The following is a 17,099-nucleotide window of genomic DNA, read 5'->3' as shown; positions in this document are numbered from 1 at the left end:
AACCGGTATCGCAGGAGAGAGATGCGTGAGCGAAAGTCTGGTCATCCGACTGGGGACCAATAAACAACAACCCGTGGCCTGGCTGGTCTGGTCCGGTCAGGAGCAGGAGATCATCGCCTCCGGCACCCTGCCCTCGGCCGATGCCCTGGGCGAGCTTCAGGAGCGGGCCGGTGGCCGCCCCGTGGTCACCCTGGTGCCGGGCAGCGATCTGATCTTCCGGCGCGTCACCCTGCCGGGTCGCTACAACCGCCAGTCGGCGGCGGCCCTCCCCTACCTGCTGGAGGAGCAGATCGCCTCCGACGTGGACGAGCTCCATCTGGTGGTGCTGGCCCACGAAGGGCAACAGGTCGACCTGATGGCGGTGGATCGGCAGAAGATGGCCGAGTGGCTCGGCTGGCTCGATGCCGCTGGCCTCAAGAGCCTGCAACTGCTGCCCGATGTGCTGGCGCTGCCACAGGCCGCTGATGGCTGGTCTGCCCTGCAACTCGGCAGCGAGTGGCTGGTACGCCAAGGCCCCTGTCAGGGGATCGTCGCCGACGAACCGCTGCTGGCTATCTTGCTGGCGACTGAAGCGGAGCCGGTCACCATCCACAGCCACACACCGGTGCCCGCCATTGCCGCCGCCAACTGGCAGGCGGCGGAGCCTGAACTCCCTATGCTGCTGCTGGCCAAGGGGGCCCTCACCTGCCGCGCCAACCTGCTGACCGGCCCCTATCGACCCCAGACCGAATATGCCCGCTACTGGTTGCAGTGGCGCAAGGTGGCCATCACCGCAGGCTTGTTGCTGCTGGTGGCCCTCGGCCAGCGCGGGGTACAGCTCTATCAGCTCACCGAGCAGGACAAGGCGCTGAAAGCGGAGATCCGTGCCGTCTATACCCGCATTTTCCCGGGGGAGAGCCGCATCGTGAACGTGCGCAGCCAGATGAACCAGCATCTGCAACAGATGGGACAGGCCCCGCAAAACGGTGTGCTGCTGATGCTCACCGAGCTGGCCCCCACCTTTGCCGAAGTCCCCGGCCTCAAGCCGCAGGTGATGCGCTTTGATGCCAGTCGCCGCGAGCTGCGGCTGCAGGTGACCGCCCCCGGCTTTGCCGAGATCGAGCGGTTCCGCGAGCTGGCGGGCAAGCAATTCGAAGTACAGCAAGGCGAGGTGCGCAGCACCGAGGGCAAGGTTGAAGGGGCGCTGGTGCTCAAGGGTAAGACATCATGATGGAAAAATTGCAGAGCTGGTGGCACGGCATCACAGCACGGGAACAGCGACTGGTGGTTGCTGGCAGCATACTGCTGCTGGTCGGCCTCTTCTACTGGAGTGTCTGGCATCCTCTCAACAACCGCATCGCCGAGCGCGAACGCCAAGTACAAAACCAGCAGCAGACCCTCGCCTGGCTCAAGGAGAAGGGTGAAGAGGTGCTGGCCATGCAGGGTGGAGCGGGTCGCCAGATCGATACCAGCGGCACCCTGGAAGGGGTGGTCAACCGCACCGCCTTCAACCACAAGATCAAGATTGCCCGGCTGCAACCCCAGGCGCAGGAGCTGCAAGTGTGGATCGACACGGTCCAGTTCGATGACTTGCTGCTCTGGCTCTCCACGCTGGTGGAGCAGCACGGCATTCAGGTTCAAATCATCGAGATCGCCCGCGAGGATCTGGCCCCGGGTCTGGTCAAGGTCAGACGTTTGCAGTTGAGTCGTCCACAATGAAAAAACGCATCCTGATTGCCAGCCTGTTTCTGACAGCCTATCTGCTCTTCCTGCTGGCCACCCTGCCCGCGGCGCTGGTGGCTCGCTATCTGCCGCTGCCTGCCAACGTTGCCAACCTGCTGAAACTGGAAGGGGTGAGCGGCACCCTCTGGAATGGCCAGATCGCCCGACTGCAATATGCCAGCGAATCGGTGAACCAGCTGCGCTGGGATCTCAACGGCTGGTCGCTGCTGCGCTTCGCACCCGAAGTGGCCATACGCTTTGGCGATCGCAACGGGCTGAACGGTCAGGGCATTGTCGGCTGGAATGGTGCCGCCTTCAGCCGGGATCTGACCCTCAACGCCCCCGCCCCCTGGTTGCTGAGCCGGGTGCCGATGCGCTTGCCGATCCCGATCACCGTCAGCGGCCAGCTGCAGCTCAAAGTGGAGCAATTTGTCCAGGGCAACCCCTGGTGTGACAACCTCTACGGCAACCTCGACTGGTACAATGCCAGCGCCGATACCCCGGCGGGCAAGCTGGATCTGGCCGACCCCGAGCTGAAACTCACCTGCCTCGACTCCAAACTGGTGGCCGAACTCAAGCAGGGCTCGGATGCGGTACAGACCATGGGTCGCCTCGAGCTGCAACCCAATGGCCAATACCTGTTCCAGGGCACCCTGAAGCCGGGCCCGGAACTGCCACCACAGATGCAGCAAGGGCTCCCCTTCCTCGGCCAGCCCGACAGTCAGGGCCGCTTCCCCCTGCGCTATCAGGGGCGGATCTAAGCCATCATTCAAGGTGAAAATGGCTCAGGGACAACCCGAGCCATTTTTATCGTCCATGTGACGTGTCCGTTGAAATACCAGATACGGCAGATACAAAAAAGCCCAAGCGGGTGACCGCTTGGGCTTTCTCTTTGAATATGGCGGAGGAGGTGGGATTTGAACCCACGGATGGTCGCCCATCGCCGGTTTTCAAGACCGGTGCATTCAGCCGCTCTGCCACCCCTCCGAACGGCGTGCATACTACGCTAAGCCCTTGTTCATATGCAATACATATTTCCTGTGGGATAGTGTGCGGGAGCAAAATGGCAGGTGGCTTGAAATTGTTCCTCGTCATCCCTATTTGTTCTACATACAATGCGTAAACATGCAGTAACAAACAGCGATCACGAGGCGGCTGCTCGCCGTCTCACCCGGACATCAAGAGGACACCCAAGATGGATACCCGTTCTATCTACACTGGCACCCAAAGTGCCGTACGCGATACCAACAAGGTGCTGCGTAACACCTATATGCTGCTCTCCCTCACTCTGGGCTTCTCTGCCGTAGTGGCGGGGGTCGCTACCGTGATGAACATGCCGCCGCTGCACTGGGCCGTGTTCCTGATCGGCGTCTACGGTCTGATGTTCCTGACCGAGAAGAATCGCAACAACGGCATGGGGCTGGTCTTCACCTTCGCCCTGACCGGTCTGCTGGGCTATAGCCTGGGCCCCATCATCAACATGTACATGAACAATGGTGGTGGCGAGATCGTGATGACCGCCCTTGGCGGCACCGCGCTCACCTTCTTCGGTCTGTCGGCCTATGCCCTGACCACCAAGCGTGACCTCTCTTTCATCGGCGGCATGCTGTTCGTCGGTTTCTGGGTACTGCTGGTGGCCATGATTGCCAACATCTTCCTGCAGATGAGCGCCCTGAGCCTGGCTCTGTCCGCCATGTTCATGCTCTTCTCCTCCGGGGCCATCCTGCTGACTACCCAGCAGATCGTGCGCGGCGGCGAGACCAACTACATCTCTGCCACCGTCACCCTGTATGTCTCCATCTACAACATCTTCCTGAGCTTGCTGAGCCTGCTTGGCGGCAACCGCAACTAATCAAAAACCCCGCTTCGGCGGGGTTTTTATTGGCGCCGATTTTTGTCAGGATAAGTTGTAAATCAAGGATATGAAGCGAAGTGGCCCTGATTTGGATCAGGGCCACTTCGCGCTTGGCGGGCTACTATCTCGCTCTCGTTTCGATCAAGGGTTTCACCTGTCTCATGCCGATGGATCTCTCTGGCCTGCTGCGCCGACTGCTGATTGATAGTCACATCGATTTTGCTTCGCTCAAGGGTGGTGCCTAGCATGCCCATGGAATTCTCCGGTTTGTTACGCCGACTGCTGACCGATAGTCACATCTACTTCGCTCTCAAAGTGCTGCTGGCCATTCTCGGTCTGCTCGCCTTCACCCTGGCCACCGGCAATATCCAGCTCACCGTGCTGCTCTCCCTCGGGGTAGTGGCAGGTGCCATCGCCGAAACCGACGACAGCCTGTGGGGACGCCTCAAGAACCTCGCCGTGACGCTGATTTGCTTCATGTTCGCGTCCCTGTGTGTGCAGTATCTCTACCCCACCCCCTGGCTGTTTGCCATTGGGCTGGCCAGCTCCACCTTTATCTTCGTGATGGTGGGTGCGCTCGGCGCCCGCTATGCCACCATCAGCTTCGGCTCGCTGCTGATCGCCATCTACACCATGCTGGGCGCCGCCAAGGCGCCGGATCTCTTCTACCAGCCGCTGGCCCTCGGCGCGGGTGCCCTCTGGTACGGGCTGGTCTCGTTTATCTGGCTCTGGCTGCTGCCCTACAAAACCCTGCACGAGCAACTGGCCCAGAGCTACTTCGCCCTTGGTCGCTACCTGCTGGAAAAGTCCCGCTTCTTCCCGGCGGACGAGCACGGCGCTCAAGCCATTCGCCACAATCTGGCCCAGCTCAATATCAATCTGGTGAGCGCGCTGACCCTCACCAAATCGGCCCTCAACGCCCGCCTGAGTCGCCGCCATCCGGCGAGCCCAGAGCTTGCCAGCCTGCTGCGCCTCTATCTGCTGGCGCTGGAAATTCACGAGCGTGCCACCTCCAGCCACTACCCCTACAGCCGGCTGGAAGCGGAGCTCAAGCAGGGCATAGTACTGGAAGGATTTCAGGAGGTATTCCTGCAGCTCTCAGAGGCGTGCCAGCGGCTCGGTTACGCCATTCTGGTGCACAAGCCCTACGCCCATCACAAGCGCATCCACTGGACGCTGGAGGCCCTTGGCGATCAGCTGGAGTTCACCAATCTCAAGCAGCACTACCCGAAAACCCTGCTGACGCCGATGAAGTTCCTGCGCCGCAATCTGGCCAGCATCAACCAGCTGCTGGGCAGCGCCGAAGTGCTGCAAAACCCCGAGCAGCCGGAGCAGGAGCTGCCCGCGCTGGCGCGCCCGCCCCACCTGCCGCTGCTGGCCCAGCTCAAGCAGCACCTCACCTTGCACTCCATGGTGTTTCGCCACGCGCTGCGTTTGTCGCTCGGGCTGGTGATCGGCTACGGCATACTGCAAGCCTTTGATCTGGAGAAGGGCTACTGGATTTTGCTGACCGTGCTGTTTGTCTGCCAGCCCAGCTACAGCGCCACCCGCCGCCGACTGGTGCAACGGATGCTCGGCACCTTCGCCGGTATTCTGGTGGGCATTCCGGTGCTCTGGCTGTTCCCCGAGCTGCACGTCCAGCTGGTGGTGATGGGGCTCGCCGCCTTCCTGTTTTTCACCCAGGTGCGCAACAACTACAGCGCCGCGGTCTGCTTTATCACCCTCTACGTGCTGATGGCGTTCAACCTGCTCGATGGCATCGGCTTTGCGATCCTCGGGCCACGGCTGCTCGATACACTGCTCGGCTGCCTGATCTCCTACGGGCTGGTGGCCTGGCTTTGGCCTGACTGGCAGTACAAGCGGCTGCCGACCCTGATCGCCAATTCGCTCTCGGCCAACGCCCGCTACCTATCGGCGGTGCTGGCAAGCCTCAAGCAGCAGCGGGACGAGTCCATCGACTATCGGGTGGCGCGCAAGAGCGCCCATCTGGCAGACAGCGAGCTGGCCACCGCCTGGCAGAGCATGCTGGTAGAGCCGCAAAAGCGCCGCCGCTTCCTCGATCTCTGCTTTACCCTCACCTGGCGCAACCACGCCCTGCTCTCCTACATCTCGGCACTGGGGGCCCATCGCGACAAGCTGGAGGCCATCAGCGGGCTGGATGAGGTGCGCCACCACATCTGCCACACCCTGGAGCAGGCCGCCGGACATCTGGCGGGCAACCCCTCCAGCCCCATCGGAGGTCAGTGCCCAGTGATAAGTCCGGACAGCAGCGAGGAGCAGCTGATGCTGACCCAGCAGCTCAACCTGATCAGCGAGCTGGCGGATCAGCTGCTGCATCTGGCCAACGAGAGCCGGTTGCTCACCGGGGATCAAGGCGCTACCATGCCCGCCCAATCCTGATAGCCCCATTAGCGAGGAGCCCTCATGTCTGCGCCCGAAAAACATCAGCTGGAATTCAACGGCCAACTCATCGAGACCGATGCCAAGGGCTACCTGCTCAACAGCAACGACTGGAGCGAGGAGCTGGCACTGGTGCTGGCGGCGCAGGAGGGGATCACGCTTGAGGAGCCGCACTGGGAAGTGGTGCGCTTTGTGCGCGCCTTCTATCTGGAGTTCAACACCTCCCCCGCCATCCGCGCGCTGGTCAAGGCGATGGAGAAGCAGTACGGCCCCGAGAAGGGCAATAGCCGCTATCTCTACAAGCTGTTCCCGGAAGGGCCCGCCAAGCAGGCGACCAAGATTGGCGGCCTGCCCAAACCGGTGAAGTGCATCTGATCCCATGCATCTCATCCCATAACAACGGGGGGCCGCAACTGCGGCCCCCGTTGTTTTTCATGCGTCTTTCTCACGCACCGCGCATTCATGCCACGCGCACTTCCAGCCAGCCTTATCCCCGCTTGTCAGCCAGCACGACCAGCTGCTCCGCCAGCCGGTGACCGTGCAGGTAGGAGGCGATCAGCTCGCTATCCGCCTTGCCGATTTCAACCTGCTGATACCAGTGCGCCAGCATGGCGGCAAAGCCGCGCTGGGCCAGCACCGGCTGCCAGTCGTTGGGGCTAAGCATCTCGGCCTGCTTATCGCGGGCGATGATGCCGCGAGTGCAGTTCTCAAGGTGCAGGGAGAGGTTGTCGCCGTAGGCATCGATGCGCTCCTCGGTGATCCCGGCGCTGCGGTTCATGCTGCCGCTGATGGCACGATCGCCGCTCTGCCAGCTGACGCTTACCCCAGCCAGCAAGCTGTTGTCCTTCGTATCAGGTCGCAATACCGCATGAAAGTCGCCGCCCGGCACGCCGCCATAGAAGCAGAGGCTGTCGAGCACATGGATAAAGTCGTCGAACAGGAAATCCCGCGCCTTGCCCGGCAGAGCGAAGCGGTGTTTTTGCCAGTTAAGCTCGGTGAGCGGCTGGGCACGGGCAGCATCCATGGCGGGCAGATAGCGGCGGTTAAAGCCGGTAAAGAGGGCGCAATCTTGCGCAATGGCGAGGTTGGCCAGTCCCTCGGCCTCGGCCAGATTGTCGCACAGGGGCTTATCGACAAAGGTAGGGATCCCTGCCCGCAGGCACTGCTCGGCCAGCTCGCGGTGAACGGCGGTAGCGGCGTGGATCATCACGGCGTCGGGGCGACTGGCCAGCATGGCCGCCACATCGGTAAAGCACTCGGCGACCCGATACTGGCGGGCCAGCTTCTCCAGCACCGCCGGATTGCGGGTACAGAGCAGCGGGGTGACCCGCTCGTCACTCGCCAGCAGCGGCAGATAGGCTTTTTGGGCGATATCCCCCAGACCAATCATGGCAATGCGCATCTCAACTCCTTTTCACTCGATAACGGGACAAGCGGATAACTGCCCGCACCATCGCAGGATTTGTCCCGCAGATCCAGCCTGCCGTTAGCAAACTGGCTGGCGTACGCAGCCCTGTGCAAACGGCGACGTTATTTGGGCATGGCAAGATCGCAGACCGACTTGATCACCTCGGCCAGCCACTCGATGGCGAGATTGCCCTGGCTTTTGCGATGTCTGCCAACCACCACCTCGAACTGCTGCGGCGTTCCGGTCAGTTCCACGTTGCGAAAATCGCCGAGGGCGGCGATGGCCGACGGAATGCAGGCCGCCACGTCATTGACCGACATAAAGGCTTGCAGCGAGGTGTAACAGGGGAGCGTCGCCGAATCAAATTGGGACACCCACCTTTTTGAGCAAGCCACTATCAGGCTACTTGCAGGCCCAATAAGGGGTGTGTATCCGAGCTGATGCCTGCAAAAGTAGGCTGGTGGGAGAGATTGTCAGGTTTAGAAAGCAACAGCCCCTGCACAGCCATTTATTGGACTATGTGCAATACCCGGAGCTATCAGCAGGGTGGATGCAAAGCTATCACAGCCTTGGTTGATGGCATCGTCGCTGGCCACAGTGGCGGGCAAACTGCTGACATTGATATCTGTCCCCCACCACTCTGATCCCTTGTCGCCTGAACAGCGTCACCTGCTTCAACCAGCGAACAGCATCGAGTCCCAATCGTTCCAGAATGGGTCCAAATTGGGCCGGAATATGACCCCGCTTGTCGGGCCGAATAGCACGACCAGTCCAATCAACCAGCATCAGGTAGTCGCTGAAGGCATAAGGCAGCTCTTCAGGCTTACCCTGGCGGGCAAACGGCAGCAAAAGTGGTGGCAAAACCTCAGTAGTAGCAGGCGCGTCAAGGCGCTGTTTGATACTGGTGTATTCACTCTGCTCTGGCCGATCGGTCAACGCAGCTCGTATCGGATTGAGGTCAACATACGCCATACAGGCCAACAAGGCGGATTCGGTGAGCAAAGCCTGACTCTTGAAGCGCCCCTCCCAGAAATGGCCCTTGCAACCATCTTCCTGATTGGCCTGACGGGCCAGAATTTCATTGAGTAGCCGAATAAACCAACTTATGGAGTGAAGCCGCTCCCGCCATTGGGCCAGCAATTGCTGCACGACAGCCAGTTCAGGCTCGATCAACGTCTCCCCCTGATACCAGCGCCTGACCAAATGCGGCCACTGGAATAGCCCCGCCCAGCGCTCAGCCACCTCCCGCTCACTCCAGTTGGCTGCGGTATCGGGCTCCACCTTGAGCACCAGATGATAATGATTGCTCATCACCGCATAAGCACAAATGCCAATTGCAAACAGCCGCGATAGTTGCCCCAACTTGTCGACCACCCACTGACGCCGATGCTCATAACTCTGGCCAGAATGGGCATCGTCACCACACAGAAAGGCTCGCCGCACACAGCGGCTGACCACATGGTAGTAAGGCGTATCCTGCAAGCTGATTTGACGTGAACGGGCAATGGTCATGGCACATCCCTCAACGGTGACCTCTTAAGTCAAGAACAGCCCTACGCCACTGTCAAAAAGGTGGGTGTCCCGAAAAAAATGTTATAAAAACTATCTGGTGCAGAGTCATAACGAACCCGGCCTCCAGCTCTATAGCGCAGCCATTTCTACCAAGGCGGCAAACCTGCAAGTGACCCATACCCGCATGTTCGATGCCTTATTGGCGTGGTATTGATCAACCCTTAATTGGCAATCTTCAATTGGCCTCCCCCCTTTGGATCAAGATGGCGGGGCAGGAGGTAAGACAATAAGGCCCCATCCCAAACGCGCTCACTGACCACTCAGCCGTGACCGGCGCAGTGGTTGGTTGAGCCTCTATTGCCCTCCCTATAGCTATCCTCTACACCTCCCCTTGCTTACTGCTTTATCAGAAGTCATCAGCCTGTCATCTGGCTGACATCCCGCGGTCATTTTCAAGTCATAGAGTTTTTCACTTATTTTTCATATGGATAGATAAGGAACATCATGACTTTCCCGCGCTCTTCTTATGTGGCTTTGGCCGTCTCGCTGGTCTTGCTTGGCGGCTGCCAGTCAGAAAACGAATCGTCTGCCGACAGCCAGGGCAAAACCGCCTACCAATACAGCACCAAAGCGGTCTACAGCCCGCAGCAGCAGACGGAGAGCTACGAGCCAGCGCCTCAGGGGTTCAGCCCGGTCTTTACCGAGATGGTGGCGCGCCACGGCTCGCGCTCCCTCTCCAGCCCGAAATATGACGTGCTGACCAAGCTGGTATGGGAAGAGGCGCAGCGTCAGGGGGCGCTCACCACTCTCGGGCAGGGGCTGGGAGGCAAGGTCGATCTGGTGACGGCCGCCAACCAGAAACTGGGCTATGGCCTGCTCTCGGCGCTGGGCAAGGAGGAGCACGCCAATCTCGCCACCCGACTGGCGGCGCGGCTGCCGACCCTGCTCAACAGCAGCGAGCCCCACTGCATCAAGGTGGTCACCTCGGGCAAAGACAGGGCCAACGAAAGCGCCTTCTACTTTATGGAGAGCCTCAAGCGCGACGTGAGCTATGTCAGCGACTCGGCGCAGTGCTACCTCACGCAGGATGACCCCTCGAAAATCGACAAAAAGCTGGTCAACAAGTTCGAGCTCTACTTCCACAAGACCACGCCCGAGGGGGATTACGCCCGCTACCTGCCCGCCTATGAGAGCTACCAGCGCTTTATCGGCGACGAAGATGCCGCAATCGCCCCGGCCCCCGAGCTGGCCAGGGCGCTGGATCAGCTTAAAAACCTGAGCAAGACCAAAGAGATGGCCCGCAGCATGCTGGAGCGTATCTACAGCAAGGGCTTTGTCGACTATCTGGCGGGCGGCGTCGAGTTTGTCGCCATCAACCCGGAGGATGGCGGCATGACCTATGTGCGCGACGAAGTGGATGCCGCCCTGATGCTCTACAACCTCTTTATCATCGGCCCCGGCATGATCCGCGAAGCGCAGGCACAGGGCAGCGAACCCTGGGCGCTGGAGCAGTTCCTGACCCCACAGGAGTCTGCCTGGTTCTCCTACCTCTCCGATGCGGAAGATTTCTACGAGAAGGGGCCGAGCTTTGCCAACCAGAGCGCCCCCTACGCCATTGCCCAGCCGCTGCTCGACGGCCTGTTTGGCGAGGTGCAACGTCAAGTGGTGGAAGGCGAGCAGAGCCGACGGGCCACCCTGCGCTTTGCCCACGCCGAAGCCATTATCCCCCTCGCAGCCCTGATGAAGCTGGAAGGGAGCCGCCAGGGGGCCAGCCCGGATCAGCTGTTCAGCCAGCAGAACAACGAGTGGCGCGGCGGCTGGGTCTCCCCCTATACCGCCAATATTCAGTGGGATATCTACCAGAACGGGCAGCGGCAGGTGCTGGTCAAGATGCTCTACAACGAAAAGGAGATCGCCTTTAAAACGGGCTGCCAACCCTACCAAAGCGGCAGCCACTACTACGACTTCGAGGAGCTCAAGCGCTGCTACGGCTATAACGGCTAACCCCTCGCGCGCCGAATATGGCAATCACCAGGGGCGACCAGCGGGTCGCCCCGTTTTACTTCCCTTCCCTGCTTGCCAAAGCGGGATATGGCTATCAAGCCGCCTTCCGGCTCCATTTGCTGATCAAGCTCAAAAGACGATTAATTTCTGATAGTTAAGTCACTTTAAGGCTCGCCTCGGCAGTTTCGTTTGGCTTACCATGGCCAATCAGAACCTGTTGAACTGCGATGGGTTGCTGCCAGCGCGGGTCAAGGGAGCATATTGGAAGCTGTAATCCACGGGCGGTAGCGTCTTCTCGTTTTTATTTTCGTAGGTTGGCGCAGAGCGCAGCGAAGCACAACAGGCGAGCATTATTTCGCTAATAAAAACGTGATAAGAATGGATGTCGCAGATTGGTAATAAAAATTAAATATACATTTCACGGTAAACGTTGGGCTTCACTTCGTTCAGCTCCAACCTACGATTTTTAGCCCAAAATACGGGATAATCACTGTTAAGTCGCTTGTGTAGTTGTTGATTCATAGTTGGAGTTTAAATGAAAAAAATATCTTTTGAATCGTTAGAATTAGATAGACCTTCTACTGTATTCATCGGCGAAAATGGAGGAGGTAAAAGCACAGTACTACGGCAATTACTCGAACATTTCAATAGTCAAGGTAGGAATATAATTGCCATCTCAAATTGCCTCAATGATAAGTTAGACATTGCTTCACGCAACGTTAATTATATGTCAGCTAAGCAAGGTGAAAACATTTACAAAGAAATCATGTATGACTGTCTTTCAAAAATTGATGAAAATATATCTCGTTCGTTATCAAGGGTATTAAATTATTGTGGTTATACTGAAAAAATTGGAATTGAAATAACTTGGGGTGCTGAAGCTTCAATAGGCAAGGATAACCATGTCAGAAGCCTGTTTAACCTTTTAAATATTGAAAAGTTAATCTGGATCCCGATAGATAGTACACTTCCTAATTATAAATTATCGGCTATCATTAAAAATTTATTTTTCAATATTCATTATCTAATTAAAAACAACATTGTATTATCAATAAACTTCTTTCTACTGAAAGAAAATACAAGTATTAACTTTAACCAAATAAGTTCAGGAGAAGCAAGTCAGATATCCACCTTAGCTTTCATAGCTTCCAACTTAAAGAATAATTCAGTTATATTGATTGATGAACCTGAAAATAGCCTTCACCCTAAATGGCAAAGGGAGTATATCAATAACATTGATAGTTTATTCTATCTTTATGAATATAACTTATTTATATCTACACACTCTCCATTAATAATTAATAATAATTCCAATGTATACGAGATTAATAATTTCACGCTGCATAAAAAGCCTAGCACTGAAGGTGGAATAGAAAAAGTTCTTTGGCAATATTTTGACATTGTAACTCCAGAAAATGAATTTCTAACAAAGTACCTAGCGAATATTTTAGACCAATATAAAGAACGTACAATAAATGCTCAAGATGCTAAAAATAAGCTCCATGATATTCGTAATGCATGTGTTGATGATCGACAAAAAAATGTGATTGACGATCTAACTTTGATGATTGAAAGCGATTTTATAGGTTGATAGATGGCGGACAAATACTTTAATGATATAAAAAAGGCGATGTTATCTTCTAACCCTTGGAGTTCACATTATGCATCTGGATTTAAAAAATATATAAAAGAAAAAATTAAGATAAAACAAGGCCATTACTGCTGCTATTGTTTGAGGGATTTACTAAGAGAAACAGAAAGAAACAAACATGTTGAACACATACTTCCTAAATCAGTGTTTCCTGTATATACATTTGATCTTACTAATTTAGCCATTTCATGTGTAAGATGCAATTCTGATAGAAAACATTCTGACATTAGCTTCCTCACAAAAGATATAAGTAAGTTTAGAAACAGATGGAGTAACTCAGTATATGATCCTAAGTTATATCGTTTTGTGCATCCTAATTTAGATAATATATCATTACATATTGAAAGAACAGTTTTCACTAATGACAATAGAGTTTATTATAGGTATAAAACTCGATCTGAAAAAGGTGAGTTCCATTATAAATACTTCGATTTAAATTTTTATGAACAGCAAAGCATAAGAAAGAATCAAGGGATAAAGAAAGATCAAGAATCTAAAAGCTCCAGAGAGTTAGTAGAACTACTTTTTAAAAAGTACTCATAAATTATTCACTTAATACTGCATTTAAGAGTGATTCCCAACGCTTGGCATTCTTCATTACATCGTTGGGTTTTGTGTTTACGGTGGCATGGTCTAGGTTAGGTGATAGCATTGCTCACACCTTAATGCGGCGTTAGGCGATTGGAAATTAATATGCATCAAGATAGTAAGTTTATTGCTTTAGAGAAATGAAGAGACGTCCTGTTTTGGTGCTGGTGCATCCATAGCAAAAGGCGCACCTTTGCAAAAAGATATTTTACCCCTGATTTTTTAATCAAAGATTCCGGAGTTTACTGAGTTATAAGCAGTTGAAGAAGTTCGCGAGTTTATTGCTGATAACTTTGATATATCAGTTGGTTTGTATTCTAGTTTAGAGTCTGTGTTTGGATATTTAGACTATTTCATTAGCAATGATGAATACTTAGGCAAGCAATATACAACGGACAAAATAAAATCGATAAAAGAGTTATTACTTAATATAATTCACTAAAAAGGCGACCATCCGGTCGCCTTTTTAATTTCTATAGTAGTCCAATCAGAAAAACTCACCTTGCCGATCGCTTGGCACCATTCCCTTTGGCCACAGGCTTGCCGCCCTGAGTAGCGGGTTTGGCAGAGCCCGCGCGGGTCGGGGTTTTACCCTTATGGGCGGGTTTTCCGGCAGGTTTACCCTTACCCGCATTCTGGCCAGCATTCTTGCCTTCGCCCTGTGCGGCCGGTTTGCCGTTAGCCGCGCCTTTGTGCAGCTGGGAACCCACCGGCTTGCCACCGGTCGGCTTGTTGCCTGTGCCATTGCCACGCTGGTGATTGATGTTGCTATGACGGGTCAGGGCCGGTTTCATCCCCTTGCCAGTGGCGGCGCGTTCGTTGCGCCCTTCCGCTGGCACCAGACAGCCGGGGCCATTGCCAATCAGATGGCCCTTGCCCATGGCGAGCAGGGCTTCGCGGATCATCGGCCAGCCAGCGGGATCGTGGTAGCGCAGCAGCGCCTTGTGCAGGCGGCGACGGCGCTCGCCCTTGGCAACAAACACATCGCCCCCTTCGCGGCTCACCTTGTTTAACGGGTTTTTCTCCGTGTAATACATGGTGGTGGCGTTGGCGAGCGGCGACGGGTAGAAGTTCTGCACCTGATCGAGCTTGAAGCGGTTCTCTTTGACCCAGAGCGCCAGATTGACCATGTCTTCATCGGTGGTGCCCGGGTGGGCAGAGATAAAGTAGGGGATCAGGTACTGCTGCTTGCCCGCCTCTTTGGAGTATTTGTCGAACAGCTCCTTGAACTGGTAGTAGCTGCCCATGCCCGGCTTCATCATCTTGGAGAGCGGCCCCTCCTCGGTGTGTTCCGGCGCGATCTTGAGGTAGCCGCCGACGTGGTACTTGGCCAGCTCTTTGATATAGCGGGGATCTTCCACCGCGATGTCGTAACGCACGCCGGAGGCGATGAGGATTTTCTTGATCCCCTTGAGGTCGCGCGCCTTGCGATAGAGGTTGATGGTCGGGCTGTGGTCGGTGTCCATGTGCGGGCAGATGGTGGGCCAGACACAGGAGGCGCGACGGCAGGTCTGCTCGGCCTTGGGGCTCTTGCAACGCAGCTTGTACATGTTGGCGGTGGGGCCGCCGAGATCCGAGATGACGCCGGTAAAGCCCGGCACCTTGTCGCGGATATCTTCGATTTCCTTGAGGATCGACTCTTCCGAGCGGCTCTGGATGATGCGCCCTTCGTGCTCGGTGATGGAGCAGAAGGAACAGCCGCCAAAGCAGCCGCGCATGATGTTGACCGAGGTCTTGATCATCTCAAACGCCGGGATCTTCTCATTGCCATAGGCCGGGTGCGGCACCCGCTGGTAGGGCAGGCCGAAGACGCCGTCCATCTCCTCAGTTTCGAGCGGGAAGGCGGGCGGGTTGACCCAGACGATGCGATCGCCGTGGGCCTGCGCCAGGGCGCGGGCGCAGCCGGGGTTGGTCTCGTGGTGCAGAATGCGCGAGGCGTGGGCGTAGAGCACCTTGTCCTCTTTGACCCGCTCATAGGCGGGCAGCTTCACGTAGGTCAGCTCCCACGGCTTGGGCTTGGCTGGCTGCACCAGCACGGGTTTGGCCTCCTGCGCGGCGGGTGCCGTTTCAGTTGCATCATCCGCGCAGGGCGCCCCTTCCATATAGGGGTTGGGGATGGGATCGATGCGGCCAATCTGGTCGAGCTTGCTCGAATCCACCCCTTTCCAGCCCGGCAGCGGCTCCTTGCGGATAACGGCGGTGCCGCGAATATCCTGCATGGTCTCGATGGTCTCCCCCGCTGCGATGCGGTGGGCCACTTCGACCAGCGGCCGCTCGGCGTTGCCGTAAATCAGGATATCGGCCTTGGCATCGAGCAGGATGGAGCGGCGGATGGTCTCAGACCAGTAGTCGTAGTGGGCGATGCGGCGCAGGGATGCCTCGATGCCGCCGATGACCACCGGCACCTCCTTGAAGGCCTCCTTGCAGCGCTGGGTATAGACCAGAGTCGCGCGATCCGGCCGCTTGCCGCCCACATCCCCCGGGGTGTAGGCGTCGTCGTGGCGCAGCTTTTTGTCGGAGGTGTAGCGGTTGATCATGGAGTCCATGTTGCCCGCGGTCACCCCGAAGAAGAGGTTCGGTTTGCCCAGACGCATAAAGTCATCCTTCGATGACCAGTCCGGCTGGGCGATGATGCCGACCCGAAAGCCCTGCGCTTCCAGCATGCGGCCGATGACCGCCATGCCGAAGCTCGGGTGATCCACATAGGCATCACCCGTCACCAGAATGACGTCGCAGCTGTCCCAACCGAGCTTGTCCATCTCTTTGCGGGACATGGGCAGGAAGGGCGCCGTGCCGTAGCACTCGGCCCAATAGCGGGGATAGGAGAAAAGGTTGGTAACCGGCTGCATTTTAACCACCTGGAACAATTCGGGTCGCGCATTATACCGGTTGCGGTCAAGGGGAGCGATGGCTTTTTGTCCCCAGCATTCGCACGGGAAAAGGCGCTTTGCCATCCAACATCCGCATCACGCCACCACAAACAAGCACGCCCGCAGGATGAGTGCGGGCGATCTTTGACTGCAACTGCCGCACGGTGAGCCGGGCCAATGCGGGGGGCTCACCGCCTGAATGGTTACTGACTCAGATCCTTGTCGATCCAGTATTTGGAGCCGGAGATGTTGGCATCGAACAGCAATCCCTTCTCGCCGATCTGGTAGATAGCCATGCCGCCGTTGTATTTGGCGGTCAGCTCGGCGCTCTCCTTGCCAGCTACCACACCCACTTCGGAGGTGGCCTCCCACCCCTGGGTCACGAAGGCATCGAATCTGGCCTTGTCTTCAAACAGGATCACCTGCTGATAGAACTTGCCACCGATACCGGCCGCCAGACCTGCGCCAAACATCTTCATATAGGTGTGCTTGCCGGTTTTGCGATTGACCGCCACCCCGGCCCCCTGATTGGTATGCAGCATCAGGGAAAACTTGCGCGAATCGAACACTGCATAGCCATAAGCCTTGTCAAACAGCAACTTGGCTGATGGCTGCTCATTGAACAACCGGATCAGCGCAGTGTCGGCCATGGTATTGAGCGCGATCCTCGCCTCTTTCGCCGTCTTGGGGTTGAGCATCTCGTTGAGCTCCTTGTCGGCCGCCTTCAGCCACTCCTTACCGGTCGCGATGCTCTTGTCGGTCCAGACCCCGGCGGTGTTGAACGCCTCTTCACCCCAGGCAGAGATGGAGGCCCAGCTCTTTTTGGAGAAGTCGCTGACATCCTGCCATACCTCCTTGCTAGTCTCACTCACGGCAGTGCCGAGATCGGCGGCGGCAGCCTTCAGTTTCTCCCAGTCGGCATGGCTGGGTGACACCACCAACGTCAGTGACAGGGCCAGCAACCAGTTACGCTTGTTCATTTTTTCACTCCCGTATTGTCGAGTGTCTGGGTTACCCGGTGCGATCCCCTACAACGGGCTGCCCGGTGAAAATCACTCCCGCATTATCGGAAGGGGAATCCGGTTAAGCAATCATTGAGTCCTGTTTATC

General features: G+C 56.4%; 14 protein-coding genes and 1 tRNA gene. 9 read left to right on the top strand and 6 right to left on the bottom strand.

The features are described 5' to 3' along the window. Positions 1-25: 25 nt before the first annotated feature. The 3 genes from exeL to exeN are packed head-to-tail and all read left to right on the top strand — an operon-like array spanning position 26 to position 2,462. Positions 26-1,210: a GspL family type II secretion system protein ExeL gene (gene exeL, locus G5380_RS06115; protein ID WP_421352522.1), complete on the top strand. Its 1,185-nt coding sequence runs from the start codon at positions 26-28 to the stop codon at positions 1,208-1,210. Next, a complete protein-coding gene (gene exeM / locus G5380_RS06110; protein ID WP_319919440.1) occupies positions 1,207-1,698 on the top strand; it encodes a GspM family type II secretion system protein ExeM in 492 nt (163 codons plus the stop codon). Before exeL ends, exeM begins: the two co-directional genes overlap by 4 nt. Continuing rightward, on the top strand, positions 1,695-2,462 hold the full coding sequence (gene exeN, locus G5380_RS06105; RefSeq protein WP_421352521.1) for a GspN family type II secretion system protein ExeN: 768 nt from the start codon (positions 1,695-1,697) through the stop codon (positions 2,460-2,462). The genes exeM and exeN overlap by 4 nt, the downstream gene beginning before the upstream one ends. 138 nt (positions 2,463-2,600) lie before the next feature. On the opposite strand, the gene G5380_RS06100 is transcribed toward exeN, so the two are convergent. Continuing rightward, positions 2,601-2,688, bottom strand: a tRNA-Ser gene (locus G5380_RS06100). Positions 2,689-2,896: 208 nt separating this feature from the next. Between G5380_RS06100 and G5380_RS06095 the strand changes: the two genes are divergently transcribed. From G5380_RS06095 to G5380_RS06085, 3 genes are all read left to right on the top strand, one after another. After that, positions 2,897-3,553: a Bax inhibitor-1/YccA family protein gene (locus G5380_RS06095; RefSeq protein ID WP_005338308.1), complete on the top strand. Its 657-nt coding sequence runs from the start codon at positions 2,897-2,899 to the stop codon at positions 3,551-3,553. Positions 3,554-3,802: 249 nt separating this feature from the next. After that, positions 3,803-5,956, top strand: coding sequence for a YccS family putative transporter (gene yccS, locus G5380_RS06090; protein WP_421352520.1), 2,154 nt, complete (start codon positions 3,803-3,805; stop codon positions 5,954-5,956). Positions 5,957-5,980: 24 nt separating this feature from the next. Then, entirely contained in the window at positions 5,981-6,331 is a 351-nt protein-coding gene (locus G5380_RS06085) for a TusE/DsrC/DsvC family sulfur relay protein (protein WP_235463163.1), read from the top strand. A gap of 112 nt (positions 6,332-6,443) precedes the next feature. Here G5380_RS06085 and G5380_RS06080 read toward each other — a convergent pair whose 3' ends face one another. The 3 genes from G5380_RS06080 to G5380_RS06070 all read right to left on the bottom strand — a co-directional run bounded on the left by G5380_RS06080 (position 6,444) and on the right by G5380_RS06070 (position 8,876). Beyond that, the gene (locus tag G5380_RS06080; RefSeq protein ID WP_111900387.1) at positions 6,444-7,358 is read right to left on the bottom strand and encodes a Gfo/Idh/MocA family protein; all 915 of its coding nucleotides are present in this window, start codon (positions 7,356-7,358) and stop codon (positions 6,444-6,446) included. Positions 7,359-7,486: 128 nt separating this feature from the next. Next, positions 7,487-7,738 carry a hypothetical protein gene (locus G5380_RS06075; protein WP_421309967.1) on the bottom strand — a complete coding sequence of 84 codons (252 nt, stop codon included), beginning with the start codon at positions 7,736-7,738 and terminating at the stop codon, positions 7,487-7,489. 187 nt (positions 7,739-7,925) lie between these two features. Then, complete coding sequence (locus tag G5380_RS06070; RefSeq protein WP_421352519.1) at positions 7,926-8,876, bottom strand: transposase; 951 nt, start codon at positions 8,874-8,876, stop codon at positions 7,926-7,928. A gap of 504 nt (positions 8,877-9,380) precedes the next feature. Between G5380_RS06070 and G5380_RS06065 the strand changes: the two genes are divergently transcribed. From G5380_RS06065 to G5380_RS06055, 3 genes are all read left to right on the top strand, one after another. Continuing rightward, on the top strand, positions 9,381-10,880 hold the full coding sequence (locus tag G5380_RS06065) for a histidine-type phosphatase (protein ID WP_421352518.1): 1,500 nt from the start codon (positions 9,381-9,383) through the stop codon (positions 10,878-10,880). Between the two features lie 535 nt (positions 10,881-11,415). Continuing rightward, positions 11,416-12,471 (top strand): AAA family ATPase, encoded by a 1,056-nt coding sequence (locus G5380_RS06060; RefSeq protein WP_421352517.1) that lies wholly within the window; start codon positions 11,416-11,418, stop codon positions 12,469-12,471. A gap of 3 nt (positions 12,472-12,474) precedes the next feature. Beyond that, positions 12,475-13,074: an HNH endonuclease gene (locus tag G5380_RS06055; protein ID WP_421352516.1), complete on the top strand. Its 600-nt coding sequence runs from the start codon at positions 12,475-12,477 to the stop codon at positions 13,072-13,074. A 542-nt stretch (positions 13,075-13,616) separates the two neighbouring features. Here the strand turns inward: G5380_RS06055 and G5380_RS06050 are convergent. Together G5380_RS06050 and befA are read right to left on the bottom strand one after the other, a co-directional pair. Next, positions 13,617-15,968 carry a YgiQ family radical SAM protein gene (locus G5380_RS06050; protein ID WP_421352515.1) on the bottom strand — a complete coding sequence of 784 codons (2,352 nt, stop codon included), beginning with the start codon at positions 15,966-15,968 and terminating at the stop codon, positions 13,617-13,619. Positions 15,969-16,192: 224 nt separating this feature from the next. After that, entirely contained in the window at positions 16,193-16,969 is a 777-nt protein-coding gene (befA, locus tag G5380_RS06045; protein ID WP_421352514.1) for a beta cell expansion factor BefA, read from the bottom strand. Positions 16,970-17,099 lie beyond the last annotated feature (130 nt).

Origin of the sequence: Aeromonas sp. 604443 (assembly GCF_049170315.1) — a bacterium.
GTDB classification, from domain to species: domain Bacteria; phylum Pseudomonadota; class Gammaproteobacteria; order Enterobacterales; family Aeromonadaceae; genus Aeromonas; species Aeromonas veronii_A.
Note: the sequence above shows the minus strand (reverse complement) of the source record. Positions and strands in the feature narration are given on the sequence as shown.